11 protein-coding genes are annotated in these 13,382 nt (G+C 73.4%); 7 read left to right on the forward strand and 4 right to left on the reverse strand.

Features of this window, described 5'->3' with window-relative positions; translation table 11 throughout:
• On the forward strand, window positions 1-936 hold a 936-nt coding region (locus AC13HU_RS17165; RefSeq protein ID WP_483042749.1), incomplete at its 5' end, for an aldo/keto reductase.
• An 86-nt stretch (window positions 937-1,022) separates the two neighbouring features.
• Here the strand turns inward: AC13HU_RS17165 and AC13HU_RS17170 are convergent.
• The 3 genes from AC13HU_RS17170 to AC13HU_RS17180 form a co-directional block, all read right to left on the reverse strand.
• Complete coding sequence (locus AC13HU_RS17170; protein ID WP_483042750.1) at window positions 1,023-3,200, reverse strand: NEW3 domain-containing protein; 2,178 nt, start codon at window positions 3,198-3,200, stop codon at window positions 1,023-1,025.
• Window positions 3,201-3,479: 279 nt separating this feature from the next.
• On the reverse strand, window positions 3,480-4,265 hold the full coding sequence (locus AC13HU_RS17175; RefSeq protein WP_328471843.1) for a DeoR/GlpR family DNA-binding transcription regulator: 786 nt from the start codon (window positions 4,263-4,265) through the stop codon (window positions 3,480-3,482).
• A gap of 316 nt (window positions 4,266-4,581) precedes the next feature.
• Window positions 4,582-5,616 carry an aldo/keto reductase gene (locus AC13HU_RS17180; protein ID WP_483042751.1) on the reverse strand — a complete coding sequence of 345 codons (1,035 nt, stop codon included), beginning with the start codon at window positions 5,614-5,616 and terminating at the stop codon, window positions 4,582-4,584.
• Between the two features lie 147 nt (window positions 5,617-5,763).
• Between AC13HU_RS17180 and AC13HU_RS17185 the strand changes: the two genes are divergently transcribed.
• The gene (locus tag AC13HU_RS17185; RefSeq protein WP_483042752.1) at window positions 5,764-6,693 is read left to right on the forward strand and encodes a LysR family transcriptional regulator; all 930 of its coding nucleotides are present in this window, start codon (window positions 5,764-5,766) and stop codon (window positions 6,691-6,693) included.
• 134 nt (window positions 6,694-6,827) lie between these two features.
• Window positions 6,828-7,256 (forward strand): PaaI family thioesterase, encoded by a 429-nt coding sequence (locus AC13HU_RS17190; RefSeq protein WP_483042758.1) that lies wholly within the window; start codon window positions 6,828-6,830, stop codon window positions 7,254-7,256.
• 42 nt (window positions 7,257-7,298) lie between these two features.
• On the opposite strand, the gene AC13HU_RS17195 is transcribed toward AC13HU_RS17190, so the two are convergent.
• Window positions 7,299-7,805 (reverse strand): MarR family winged helix-turn-helix transcriptional regulator, encoded by a 507-nt coding sequence (locus AC13HU_RS17195; RefSeq protein WP_483042753.1) that lies wholly within the window; start codon window positions 7,803-7,805, stop codon window positions 7,299-7,301.
• Between the two features lie 90 nt (window positions 7,806-7,895).
• Here AC13HU_RS17195 and AC13HU_RS17200 point away from each other — a divergent pair, with 90 nt between their 5' ends.
• From AC13HU_RS17200 to AC13HU_RS17215, 4 genes are all read left to right on the forward strand, one after another.
• Window positions 7,896-8,774 carry a haloalkane dehalogenase gene (locus AC13HU_RS17200; protein WP_483042754.1) on the forward strand — a complete coding sequence of 293 codons (879 nt, stop codon included), beginning with the start codon at window positions 7,896-7,898 and terminating at the stop codon, window positions 8,772-8,774.
• 31 nt (window positions 8,775-8,805) lie between these two features.
• Complete coding sequence (locus AC13HU_RS17205) at window positions 8,806-10,044, forward strand: DUF4032 domain-containing protein (RefSeq protein WP_483042755.1); 1,239 nt, start codon at window positions 8,806-8,808, stop codon at window positions 10,042-10,044.
• A gap of 161 nt (window positions 10,045-10,205) precedes the next feature.
• On the forward strand, window positions 10,206-10,991 hold the full coding sequence (locus AC13HU_RS17210) for an SDR family NAD(P)-dependent oxidoreductase (protein WP_483042756.1): 786 nt from the start codon (window positions 10,206-10,208) through the stop codon (window positions 10,989-10,991).
• 94 nt (window positions 10,992-11,085) lie between these two features.
• A complete protein-coding gene (locus AC13HU_RS17215; RefSeq protein ID WP_483042757.1) occupies window positions 11,086-13,185 on the forward strand; it encodes an acyltransferase family protein in 2,100 nt (699 codons plus the stop codon).
• Window positions 13,186-13,382: the final 197 nt, after the last annotated feature.

Below are 13,382 nucleotides of genomic sequence, written 5' to 3' on the forward strand. Positions count from 1 at the left end.
GCCCGGATCGGGTTCGGCCTGGCCGCGGTCGGCCGTCCCGGCTACATCAACCTCGGCCGCGACCGGGACCTGCCGTCCGGCCGTACCGTGGACGCGCTGCGCCGCCGCACCCACGAACTGCTCGACCTCGCCTACGCGGACGGCGTACGCGACTTCGACGCGGCCCGGTCGTACGGCCGTTCCGAGGAGTTCCTGGCGCAGTGGCTCGACCGGCGGGAGCGGCCCGGGGTGGTGGTCTCCAGCAAGTGGGGCTACACGTACACCGCGGGCTGGCAGGTGCACGCCCAGGCGCACGAGATCAAGGACCACAGCCTGGCCACGTACGAGCGGCAGCTCGCCGAGACCCGCGAACTGCTCGGCGACCGGCTCGACGTCTACCAGGTGCACTCCGTCACCCCGGACAGCCCCGCGCTCACCGACCCCGCGCTGCACCGCGCGCTGGCCGAACTGGCCACGCGGGGCGTGCTCGTGGGCCTGAGCACCAGCGGACCGGCGCAGGCCGACGCGATCCGCGCGGCGCTGGCGGTCACCGTCGACGGCGCCCCTCTCTTCCGCAGCGTCCAGTCCACCTGGAACCCGCTCGAGCCCTCCGCGGGGCCGGCGCTCGCCGAGGCGCACGCCGCGGGCTGCCGGGTGATGGTCAAGGAGGCCCTCGCCAACGGGCGGCTCGCCGCGCCCGATTCCCGCGTCGGGGCCGTACTCGGCCCGCTCGCGGCGGCCCTCGACAGCACGCCCGACGCGGTCGCCCTCGCCGCCGCCCTCCACCAGCCCTGGGCCGACGTGGTCCTGTCCGGCGCCGCGACCGCCGCCCAGCTCACCGCCAACCTCCAAGCCCGCGAGGTCACGTTCACCCCGGCCCAGCTCGCCACGCTCGCGGAACTGGCCGAACCCCCGTCCGCCTACTGGCAACACCGCGCCGAACTGCCCTGGAACTGATCCGGCAAGCTCTGACGTGAACCGGCACGTCCCCGGCGGAGGAGATCGGACTCTCCCGCCGGGGACGCACAACAGCCTTGCGGCGCCTACTGCTTGACGGACATCGCGAAGACGTGGATCGCCGCCTGGTTCGGCAGCGTCACCGACTGCACCGTCTTGCCCGCGTCCAGCGTCACCGTGTTGGAGAACACCTGGTAGCTGGTGCCGAAGTTGGCCGGGCCCGACGGGGTGTCCCGGTGGTCGGTGGTCAGGGCCACCTGGGAACCGTAGTCATTCGTGGTCGAGCAGCACCAGTTGGGGAAGCCGAGCGTGCCCGCGCTGGTGGTGCCGTCGGTGTAGGTGACCGTGACGGATCCGGAGCTGAAGCCCGCTTCGGCGCCGAGGAAGGCGAGTTGGCTGCCCGAGCCGGAGAGGTTGATCTCCTGCCCGGCGGCCGTGGCGTTGTCCGGGGTGCCGGGCTCGGACGCGGGCCAGGTGAAGGTCTGCCCGTTGACCTGGATCGTGGCGCCGGGGGTGGCACCCACCTTCGCCAGGGCGTCGGCGGAGTAGCTGTCGCCGGACCCGTCGAAGTCGCCCTTGGAGGTGTCGCTCTCCGGTGTGGTGCCGATGTTGTTGAACGCGGCGGCGAGCGACGGGTAGGGCACCACCGAGGTGATGGTCAGCGGCCCGCTGACCGTACCGGTGCCGGCCAGGCCCGCGCCGTAGCTCGCGGTCGCCGTGATCGTGGAGACCGTGGTGCCCGGCTGGGCGGTGGGTGCGGTGATCTGGACGGTGGCCGAGGCGGTGCCGCCCGGGTTCACCACCAGGCCGAGCAGCGCCTTCGACGGCGAGACCTTCCAGCCGGACGGGGCGCTCAGCGCGACCTTGGCGCCCAGCAGCGGGGTCGCACCGTGGTTGGTGACGCTGACCTGGTACCGGTCCGGCTTCGCGGTGGTGCTGACGTCCTTCCAGCTCACCGTGGTGGCGGGCTGCTGGAGCAGGCCGCCGCCCGGGGCGACCCGGTACAGCACGGTGCCGTGCGCGGGCACGTCCGCGGAGATGGTGCCGGTGGTGACCGTGGTCTTCTTCGTCACCAGGTCCTTGAGCGTGAACGACGAGCCGTGCGCGAAGCCGGCCTTGACCGCGGTCGTGGTGATCGTCTGCGCCTTGTCGGAGCTGTTGAACAGGGCCACCGCCCGCTGCCCGCCGGTGAGTTGCTTGGAGAGCACGTCGTAGCCGTCGCCCTGCTGGACGATCCGGCCCTGCAACCCGGTGCGGTCCTGGTCGACCGCGATGATGTCCTTGTTGCCGAGTACGGCCAGCGCGTCGGCGGACAGCCGGGTGAGGTCGGTGCTGGAGATCAGCGGCGCGGCCATCATCGACCACAGCGACATCTGGCTCTGTATCTCGTCCCGGCTCAGCCCGGAGTCACCGGCGAGCAGGAAGTCGGGGTCGTTCCACCGCCCGGGGCTCTGGAGGTCGGCCAGGCCCACGTTGTACCCGTAGTTGTAGAGCAGCGAACTCCACTTGGCCGCGCCGCTCTCCTGGCCGAGCGCGATGTCCGCGCCCTCCCGCCACAGGTTGCCGACCTGCGCCGACCAGCCGATCACCTTGTCCCAGTCGGGCCCGTCCTGGAAGTACGCGGGCGCGGAGACCGAGAAGACCATCGGGCGGCCGGTGTTGAGCATGGCCTGGCTCCACGCCGTATACGTGTCGTGGTAGCTCTGCTCGTCCGTCTCGCCGGGCTTCGTCGGCACGTTGCAGCCGTCGAGCTTGACGTAGTCGACCTTCCACTTGGCGAACAGGTCGGCGTCCTGCTGCCAGTGGTCGAGCGAACCGGGGAAGCCGCCGCAGGTGGCCGTGCCGGCGTCCTCGTAGATGCCGAACTTCAGCCCCAGCTTGTGCAGTTGGTCGCCCACGTAGGCCATGCCGTCGGGGAACTTCACCGAGTCGGTCACCAACTCACCGGCGCTGTCACGGGACTTGGTCATCCAGCAGTCGTCGGTGGTGACCGTGTCGTACCCCTTGGCGGCCAGACCGCTGCTGACCAGGGCCCGGGCGTTGTCCAGGATGGTCTGCTCGTCCATGTTGCACTGGTAGTACGACCAGTCGTTCCAGCCCATGGGCGGGGTGGGGGCGTAGTTCGGGTAGGGCGCCGCCGACGCGTCCGCGGGGGTGCCCGCGGTCGCGCCGGGAGCGCTGAACAGGAGTCCGGTGAACGCCAGCGCGAGACAGCCGCTGCCGGCCAGGGCAGCGCGCGTGCGCCGGGCGAGAGGTGATGTCACAGGGGCAACCTCACTGATCGGTCGGGCCGCCGCGGGGCGACCGCTCCAGAACCATGCGAGGACTATCTAGGCAGGCTTGCGCAAAATTGACAAGAGCATGCCCTTAATGAACAGCTAGGATCAGCTGCACGCAGGGGCATGCGCGCGGTGGGCACCACGCGACGGGTTCGGCTCGGTGCGCTTCGCCCGGTGTGTTTCGCTCAACGTGATTCTCTCCGTGCGCTTCGGCGAGCGGAACTCCCGCAACGGGCTTGAGCCGTACGAGCGTTGGTGCGGCCGTCAGACGCAGGACACCTCGACGCCCTGGGCCACGAACTGCTCCACCAGCTCCTCCGGGGCGCCCTTGTCCGTGATCAGCACGGAGATCGCCGACACGTCGCAGACCTGGGCGAACGCCCGCTTGCCCAGCTTGGTGGAATCGGCGACCACGACCACCTTCTGCGCCCGCTCGGCCATCGCACGGTTCGCGCTGGCCTCGCCCTCGTCATGGGTGGCCGCGCCGAACCGCGGATCGACCGTGTTCACCCCGAGGATCGCGTAGTCCAGCGAGATCGCCTGGAGCACCATCGTGGCCAGCGGCCCGGTCAGCTCGTACGAACTGGGCCGCGCCACCCCGCCGGTGACGACCGTCTTCACATACGGGCGCACCGCCAGCTCGTTGGCGATGTTGATCGCGTTGGTCACGATGGTCAGCGCGGTGGCGTTGCCACGCTCGGCCAGGTCGGCCCGCATCGCCAGTTCCCTGGCCACGTCGGAGGTGGTCGTGCCGCCGTTGACGCCGACCACCGCGCCCGGCGGGATCAGCGCGGCCGCGGCCTTGGCGATGCGCTGCTTCTCGTCGGCCTGGCGCCCGGCCTTATAGCGCAGCGGCAGGTCGTACGCCACGCCGCTGAGCACCGCGCCGCCCCTGGTCCGGGTCAGCAACTGCTGCCTGGCCAGTTCCTCCATGTCCCGGCGCACCGTGGCGGCGGAGACATCCAGCAGTTCGGCCGCCTCGGCCACGCTGATCCGGCCCCGGTCGCCCAGGACCTCCAGCAGCCGCGTCCAGCGCTCGTGCGTCCCCATCGACTCCGCCCTCCGTTTCGGCCGATCGGAGAGCGAGCGTATCGCGCCGCGATCGGCCCCGACCTGCGCGATGCGCTCTGCGCGGTCCTGACGATTCGCACCCGAACCGATCATCTTCGCTCAGCCGAGCCCGTGAAGGACGCACGGCAGACCCGGGGCACCCGTGACCGCGCGAACGGAAAAGGCTCGCGGCCCCGCGGGGAAGGCTCCCACGGGGCCGCGAGGTCAACGGGCGGGGAGGGCGCGGCACGCCCTCCCCGCGGGCGCCTGCCGGCGGCGGAACCGTCAACCGCGGCGGACCCGCCAGCCGCGACCGTCAGCTGCGCCCGCGGATGTCGCGGCCGCGCTGCTCGATGCCGGGGACGCCGTCGGGGTAGTCCGCCGCGCCGGGGTCACTCGCGGTGTCCAGCCGCTCGACCTGCTCGGCGGCGAGGTGCAGGTCCACCGCGCCGAGGTTGTCCTCCAACTGCTCGAGGGTGCGGGCGCCGAGGATCACGGAGGTGACGGCGGGGCGGCCGAGCAGCCAGGCGAGGGCGACCTGGGCCATCGAGGCGCTCTGCTCGTCGGCGACGGCGCGGACCGCGTCCACGACGTCCCAGGTCCGCGCGATCGCACTGCGCCGGTGGTACGACTCGACACCGCGATCGGGGTTCTCGCCGAGCCGGGTGGCGCCGGTGGGCAGCTCGTCCCTGCGGTACTTGCCGGTCAGCCAGCCGCCGCCGAGCGGGCTCCACGGCAGCAGGCCAAGCCCCTCGGACTCGCAGGCGGGGGTGATCTCCCACTCGATCTCCCGGGCCAGCAGGCTGTACTGCGGCTGGAGGGTGACCGGGCGGGTCAGCCCGCGGAAGTCCGCGACGTCCACGGCCTTCTGGAGCTGCCAGCCGGTGAAGTTGGACAGGCCCACGTAGTGGATACGGCCCCGCCGCACCGCGTCGTCGAGGAAGCGCAGGGTCTCCTCGACGGGGGTGTACGGGTCCCAGGCGTGCACCTGGTAGAGGTCGATGCAGTCGACGCCGAGCCGGCGCAGCGACGCGTTGAGCGCGCGGTCGAGGTGGCGCCGGGACAGCCCGGCGTCGTTGGGGCCGTCGCCCATCGGGAAGCGGCCCTTGCTGGCGATCTCCACCCGGCCGGTGACGTCGGCGGGGCGGGCGGCCAGCCAGCGGCCGATGATCTCCTCGGAGACGCCCGCGCTGTAGACGTCCGCGGTGTCGACAAGGGTCCCGCCGGCCGCCACGAACCGGTCGAGCTGCGCGAACGCGCCCTTCTCGTCGGTCTCGGCGCCGAACGTCATGGTGCCGAGCGCCAGCGTCGAGACGCCGGCGCCGCTGCTGCCGAGGGTGCGGTACTCCATGCGGGTTCTCCGGTTCTGCCGGCGGTCCGCCGGCGACGGGTGGTGCGGCCTGCGACGGGTGCGCGGCCGTCCACCATGCTGTCCCCGACCCGGAAGACTCGTCCAATAGAAGAAAGAGAACGGATTCATCGACTAGATTTCTCAATCGTGGAACTGCGCCAGTTGGAGTACTTCGTCGCCGTCGCCGAGGAACGGCACTTCACCAAGGCCGCGCAACGGCTGCTGGTCTCGCAGTCGGGCCTGTCGGCATCGGTGCGCGCGCTGGAGCGGGAGCTGGGCGCCCCGCTGTTCATCCGGACCACCCGCAGCGTCGAACTCACCGGTGCGGGGCGGGCGTTGCTCGGCGAGGCGAACCGCACGCTGGCCGGCGCCCGCGCCGCGAAGGAGGCGGTGGCGGCGGTGCAGGGCCTGTTGCGCGGCAGCCTCGCGGTGGGCACCGAGCAGTGTGTGACGGTCGATGTCGGCGCGCTGCTGGCCCGCTTCCGGGCCCGGCACGGCAGCGTCGAGGTGCGGATGCGGCAGGCGGGTTCGGCGGTGCTGGCGCAGGACGTGGCGGACGGCCGGCTGGACCTGGCGTTCGTCTCGCTGCCGGGACCGCCGCCCGAGGGTGTACGGCTGCTGCCGCTGACCAGCGAGCCGATGGTGCTGCTGTGCGACCCGGGGCACCCGCTGGCGGGCGCGCCGCAGGTGGAGTGGGCGCGGCTGGCCGGCGAGACCTTCGTGGACTGGCACCAGGACTGGGGCGCGCGGCAGTTGACCGACCAGGCGTTCGCGGCGAGCGGCGCGGTGCGGCGGGTGGCGCTGGAGGTGTACGACGTCCACACCCTGATCGACCTGGTCCGGCACGGGCTGGGCATCGCGGTGGTGCCACGGCCGATCTCCCGCAAGGAGCAGGCCGCGACGCTGGCGGTGGTACCGCTGGCCGGCCCGGGTGGATCGGACTGGGAGGTGTCGGTCGCGCTGCCGAAGGGCGACCGCCCGAGCCCGGCCGCACGCGAACTGCTGTCGTATCTGGACCTGGAGCACGCGAAAGGCCCGCACCGCGCACCGGACACCGAGGAAGGGACCCGTCCGTGAATCCCGAACCGACGCCGACCACGGCACCCACGCCCGACGCCGCACCCCCGTCCGACGCGTCGCCCGCACCCGACCCCGGGTCCGCGCCCGACGCCGCATACGGGTCCGACGCCGCGTTCGGGTCCGGGCCCGAACTGGACCTGGACACCGCCCGCAAGACCCTCGACACCCAGCCGTTCAGCCGGCTGGTCGGCGCCGAACTGACCGCGTTCGGCGCCGGCGGCGCGGTCCTGGAGGTCGCCGTGCGCGAGGAGTTGCGGCAGCAGAACGGCTTCCTGCACGGCGGCGTGCTGGCGTACGCCGCCGACAACGCGATCACGTTCGCCGCCGGTTCCGTGCTGGGCGCGGCGGTGCTGACCGGCGGGTTCACCATCCAGTACGTACGGCCGGGCACCGGGGTGCGGCTGGTGGCCCGGGCGCAGACCGTGCAGTCCGGGCGGCGGCAGGCGGTGTGCCGGTGCGACCTGTACGCGGTCGCGGCCGACGGCACCGAGACGCTGTGCGCGGTGGCGCAGGGCACGGTGCTGCGGGTGACCCCGCCGGCCGGACCGCGGGCCGCCTGAGCAGCGCCGCCGGGGCGGCGATGGCTCGCCGCCCCGGGGGTTTCAGCGTCCGGGTCGCGCGGGCTCGCCCTCGCGCCGTGCGGCGTGGTGGGCGATCAACCGGCCGAGCATCGCGGTGAGTTCGGCGCGCTCCTTCTCGGTGAGCGGCGCAAGCAGGTCCTCCTGGGCGGCGTCGAGGATCGCGTCGAGGCGACGCAGGTGGGCGCGGCCGGCGGAGGTGAGCGTGATGACGTTGCGCCGCCGGTCGTCGGGGTCGGGCGCGCGCTCGACCGCGCCCTGGGCTGCCAGTTCGTTGATCACGGCCACCAGGTCGCTGCGGTAGATGCCGGTGCGCCGGCTCAACGTGGCCTGGCTGGCGGGGCCGTACTCCTCCAGGGCGGCGAGGGCCGCGTAGTGCCACTTGCGGGCGTCGACCGCGGCCAGCCGGCCGCCGATCATGCGCTCGCCCTGGGCCGCGGCCAGGTTGAGCAGGCGGCTGGGCAGGGCCGCGAGCCGCTGCGGGGTGCCCGTCCGATCGTCCGGGAGCGGCATGTCGTGCGCGGTGTCCATGGCCACATCGTACTCCGTTGTGTTTGTCGCACTAACGATATAGCGTCGTTAGTGCGACGAACGTTAATATCACGAACGGATGGTGTCCTCATGCCCACCCTCGGCGTACTCGACTCGTTCCTGCACTACGAGGAGGCAGGGCCCGGCGAAGCGGAGGCCGTCGGCGCGCCGCTGGTCTTCCTGCACGGCAACCCCACCTCCTCGTACCTGTGGCGGCACGTCCTGCCGAAGGCCGCGGCGGCCGGGCGGCGCTGCCTGGCGCCCGACCTGATCGGCATGGGCCGCTCCGGCAAGCCCGGCATCCCCTACGCGTTCGACGACCACGCCCGCTATCTGGACGCCTGGTTCGACGCGCTCGGCCTGGAACGGGCGGTGCTGGTCGGGCAGGACTGGGGCGGCGCGCTCGCCTTCGACCGCGCCGCCCGGCACCCTGGGTCGGTCGCCGGGCTGGCCGTCATGGAGACGATCGTCCGGCCGATGACGTGGGCGGAGTACCCGGCCGCCGCCCGTTCCAGGTTCGCGGCGTTCCGCACCCCCGGCACCGGCGAGGAACTGGTCCTGGACCGGAACGTCTTCATCGAGAACAGCTTCGACCAGACCGTGCGGGGCGACCTGCCCGCCGCCGACCACGACGTCTACCGGGCGCCGTACCCGACCCGCGAGTCCCGCCGGCCGCTGCTGCGCTGGGCCCGCTCGATGCCGCTGGACGGCGAACCCGCCGACGTGGTCGCCCGCGTCAGCGCGTACGACGCCTGGCTCGCGGACAGCCCCGGCACCCCCAAACTGCTGCTGACCTTCGACTCCTCACCCACCTTGATCATCGACGAGGCGATGACCGCCTGGTGCGCCGAGCACATTTCCGCGCTGGAGACCGAGCACTGCGGGCCCGCCGCCCATCTCGCCCCCGAGGACCAGCCGGACGCGATCGCCGCGGCGGTCACCTCGTGGGCCGCGCGGCACGGCCTGTAGCCTGCGGTCCTACGAGAGGACCACAAGCGCCATGCCGTTGCAGATCAGGGCCACCGACGCCGGCCACCCCGCCGACCTCCTCGACCTGCCGTGGGGCCTGCCGCTGGAGCAGTGGCCCGACGAGACGCTGGTCGCGCTGCCGCGCGGCATCTCCCGGCACGTGGTGCGCTTCGCCCGTGCCGGCGACGAGGTCGTGGCGGTCAAGGAGGTCAGCGAGTGGGCCGCCGCCCGCGAGTACGAACTCCTGCGCGACCTGGACCGGTTGACGATTCCCGCGGTCGACCCGATCGCGGTGGTCACCGGGCGGGTCGCGGCCGACGGCACCGCGCTGGAACCCGCGCTGATCACCCGGCACCTGGGCGGCTCGCTGCCGTACCGGTCGATGTTCGAGACCACGATGCGGCCCGGCACCGTCAGCCGGCTGCTCGACGCGCTGGCCGTGCTGCTGGTGCGGCTGCACCTGGTCGGCTTCGCGTGGGGCGACTGCTCGCTGTCCAACACCCTCTTCCGCCGCGACGCCGGGGCGTACGCCGCCTACCTGGTCGACGCCGAGACCGGCCAGATCCAGCCGCGGCTCAGCGCCGGCCAGCGCGACTACGACATCGAGCTGGCCCGGGTGAACATCGCCGGCGAGCTGATGGACCTGGAGGCGGGCGGCTCGCTGCACCCGTCGGTGGACCCCGTCACCTTCGCCGAGGCGATCTGCTCGCGCTACACCGACCTGTGGCACGAGTTGACCCGCGAGTCCGTCTACCCGGCGGGCAAGCGGCACTACATCGACCGCCGAATACGCCGGCTCAACGGCCTCGGCTTCGACGTCGCCGAGATGCAGATCCAGCGCTCGCCGGGCGGCGACAGCGTCACCTTCCTGCCGAAGGTGGTGGACGCCGGCCACCACCAGCGCCAGTTGCTGCGGCTGACCGGCCTCGACACCGAGGAGAACCAGGCCCGCAGCCTGCTCAACGACCTCGAACAGTGGATGACCACGCAGGACGACTACGACCCGGGCGATCCCCTGGGCGCCCGCCCCGAGGTGCTGGCGCACCGCTGGGTCCGCCAGGTCTTCCGCCCCACCGTCCGCATGGTGCCGCGCGAGCAGCGCGGCAAGATGGACCCCGCGCAGCTCTACCACGAACTCCTCGAACACCGCTGGTACCTGTCGGAGGCGGCCGAGGGCGACGTCGGCCTGGAGGCCACCGTGGCGAGCTACCTCGCGGACGTGCTGCCGCACGTCCCGGACCCGTCGGCGGTCGTGCCCGGCGAGGCGTGACGCGGGGACGGCAAGGACGGACACGAGGGGACGGCGCGGACTACGGCGGTTTCGGCGCCGTCTTCGGCGGGCGGACGCGGGACGTCACGGGGAACAACCGGCGGGCGGCGGTGATTGACGCTGGGGCACAGCGACACCGCAGGGACCGAAGGGGACGCACCGTGGATCTCGAACTGACCGGCCGCCGCGCCGTCGTCACCGGCGGCAGCCGGGGCATCGGGCTGGCCACCGCCAAGGCGCTGGCCGCCGAGGGCGCCGATGTGGCGCTCGTCGCGCGCGGCGCCGACGCGCTCGCCGCCGCCGTGGCGGCGGTCACCGCGCACGCCGGGCCGGACCGCACGGTGGTCGGCCTGTCCGCCGACACCGGCGACGACGCCTCGGTGGCGGCGCTCGCCGAGGAGGCGGTCCGCGCGCTCGGCGGCGTGGACATCCTCGTCAACGCCGCTGCCACGCCCAGCTCCGGCAGCTTTCCCGAGGACACGCTGGAGGAGGAGTTCAACGTGAAGGTGCGCGGCTACCTGCGCGCCGCACGGGCCTTCGCGCCGGCGATGGCCGAGCGCGGCTGGGGCCGGATCATCAACGTCAGCGGGCTGGCGGCGCGTCAGACCGGTTCGGTGGTCGGCTCGGTGCGCAACGTGGCGGTGGCCGCGCTGAGCAAGAACCTCGCGGACGAACTCGGCCCGCAGGGCGTGAACGTGGTCGTGGTGCACCCGGGCCTGACCCGCACCGAGAAGACCCCGCAGACCCTCGCCACCATGGCGGCGAAGGGGGGCGTGAGCGTCGAGGACGTGGAGGGCGCGGCCGCGGCGGGCATCTCGATCGGCCGGCTCGTGACGGCGGAGGAGGTCGCCGACGTCATCACGTTCCTGGCGAGCCCGAAGAGCGTCGCGCTCAACGGCGACCCGGTGGTGGCCAGTGGCGGGGCGCTCGGCCCGATCTTCTACTGACGGTTCGCACGTTCGAGTGATGATCTGATGACCCGTTAGTTCGGTTGGTCGATCAGCACGCGCGGGGCAGGCGGGGGCGTTCCTACGGTGGAGCGTGCCTTCGTCTGCCCCGCTGCCCGAGTCCCGTCCCGCCGCCGCCTCCCTCGTACCCTTCGGGCCGGCGGACCCACCCGCACCCCGCAAGGACACCGGCCCGGGTGCCGACCGGGAAGCCGGGCCGGGTGCCGACCGGGAAGGCGGACCGGGTGCCGACCGCGGCCCCCACCGGGACGCCGGGCCGCACGCCCGCGGTCCGCGACTCGCCGGCCTGGACGGGCTGCGCGCGCTCGCGGTCGCGGCCGTCGTCGCCTACCACGTGGACCCCGGCTGGCTGCCGGGCGGCTACCTCGGCGTGGACGTCTTCTTCGGCATCAGCGGCTTCCTGATCACCCATCTGCTCGTGGCCGAGCACCGGCGGGACGGCCGGATCGGGCTCGGCGGGTTCTGGCGGCGCCGCGCCGTCCGGCTGCTGCCCGAACTGCTGCTGGTGCTGGCCGCCTGCGCGGTGACCGCGCGGCTCATCGCGGGACGCGGCACCGGCATCGGCGACGGCCTGCGCGGCGACACCCTGGCCTCGCTGGCATTCGTCAACAACTGGTGGCAGATCCACCAAGGCGCCGACTACTTCCACCACTTCGGCAGCCCGCCGCTGCTCCAGCACCTGTGGTCGCTGAGCGTGGAGGAGCAGTTCTACCTGGTCTGGCCGCTGCTGCTGGCCGCCGTCCTGCCGTTCGCGCGCGGCCGGCGCCGGCCGGTGCTGATCGGGACGTTCGCGGTGCTCGCCGCCGGGGGCGCGGCGATGTCACTGTGGCGGATGCACGCGCTCGGGCCGGGCGCCGCCGGCGGCTCCCGGGCGTACTTCGGCACCGACTCGCACTGCGGCGCGCTCCTCGCGGGCTGCGCCGCGGCGCTGGCCCTGCCCGCGCTGACCCGCTACGCCGGCCGGCTGCCCCGGCGCGGCCGGGCCGCGGTGCGGACCGCGCTCGCGGTGCTGGCCGGCTTCGCCGTGCTCGGCCCGGGCAACGGCGTGATGTACGGGTGGGGCTTCGCGGTGGTCGCCGTGGCCACCACGGCGGTCTGCGCGGGCTGCGCACTCGGCGCGCAACCGCGGCTGCTGGACACCGCCGCGCTGCGCCTGCTCGGCCGGCACTCCTACGGGCTGTACCTGTGGCACTGGCCGGTCGTCGTGACCGCGAACGCCCTGTGGCCGAACACCTCCACCGCCGTGCGCGCGGTGGAACTCCTCGCGCCGCTGCCGCTCGCCGTCGCCGGTCAGCGGCTGGTGCAGCGGCCGATCGCCGCGGCCCTGCGGCAGCGCACGGACCGTACGGCGCCGCGGGACGGGACGGCGCCGCGCGGCGGGGTGACCGGACGGAACCCGGCACTGGCGGTGCTGGTCGGCGCGGCCGCGCTCGCGGCTGCCGCGGTGCTGGTCAGTCCGGCGTCGGCGCCCAGCGCCCTGCAGAGCCAGTTGCAGGCCGGCGCGAAGTACGAGGCGACGCTCGCCGGCAAGGGCGGCGACGCCCACTTCGCGGCGCCGCACAGCTCGTCCGGTACGGCGGCGGACCCGGCGGCTCCCCCGGCCCCGGTGCCCGCGCCCCCCGCGGACACGGGCTCCGCACCGTCCCGGTCCGCGCAGTCCCCGTCCGCGGCGCCCTCCCTGGCGCCCGGCACCATCGACGGCAGCGACATCACGATGATCGGCGACTCGATCACGCTGGGCTCCGCGCAGGACCTGCACCGGGTGCTGCCCGGCATCCAGCTCTACGCCCAGGTCGGGCGGATGATGGAGGACGCCCCCGACATCTGCGCGCAACTCCTGGCCCAGCACCGGCTGCGCGGCACCGTCGTGCTGGCGCTCGGCACCAACGCGACGTTCAGCGCCGAGGACGTGGACCACGTACGCGCGGTGGTCGGCGACCGCAGGATCGTACTGACCACCGTGCGCGGCCCGTTCCCGTGGCAGGACAGCGTCAACAGCGCGGTGCGCGACTACCACGCCCGCCACCCGGAAGTGCTCCTGGACGACTGGTACTCCACCGTCGCCTCCCACCTGGACCTGCTGTGGATCGACCACGTCCACCCGCGCGGCGGCGCCGGCACCACGCTGTTCGCGACCAGCATCGCCGACACCCTCGCCGACGACGACTCCTGACGGCGCCCCACCCGGGCCCGGTTCCGGGCCGGTTGGCGGGCAACCGGCGGGCAGCTGGCGGGCCGGTCGGCAACCGGCGGCAGGAGATCCACGGCCGGCCGGCCGAAGTGCGGGAGCGCGCGTCGGCACCGGCACGGCGAACGGCTGAGCCCGCAGAGCCCGCTGGGTCGGGCGGGCGGAGCGGGCCGGGTGGTGGG

It is taken from the genome of Streptomyces sp. NH27 (genome assembly GCF_056859195.1).

Bases quoted from the DNA above. Each gene is read 5' to 3' on its own strand.
- AC13HU_RS17175 (WP_328471843.1), bottom strand. From the start codon at position 4,265: ATGGGGACGCACGAGCGCTGGACGCGGCTGCTGGAGGTCCTGGGCGAC.
- AC13HU_RS17180 (WP_483042751.1), bottom strand. From the start codon at position 5,616: ATGGAGTACCGCACCCTCGGCAGCAGCGGCGCCGGCGTCTCGACGCTG.
- AC13HU_RS17195 (WP_483042753.1), bottom strand. From the start codon at position 7,805: ATGGACACCGCGCACGACATGCCGCTCCCGGACGATCGGACGGGCACC.
- AC13HU_RS17200 (WP_483042754.1), top strand. From the start codon at position 7,896: ATGCCCACCCTCGGCGTACTCGACTCGTTCCTGCACTACGAGGAGGCA.
- AC13HU_RS17205 (WP_483042755.1), top strand. From the start codon at position 8,806: ATGCCGTTGCAGATCAGGGCCACCGACGCCGGCCACCCCGCCGACCTC.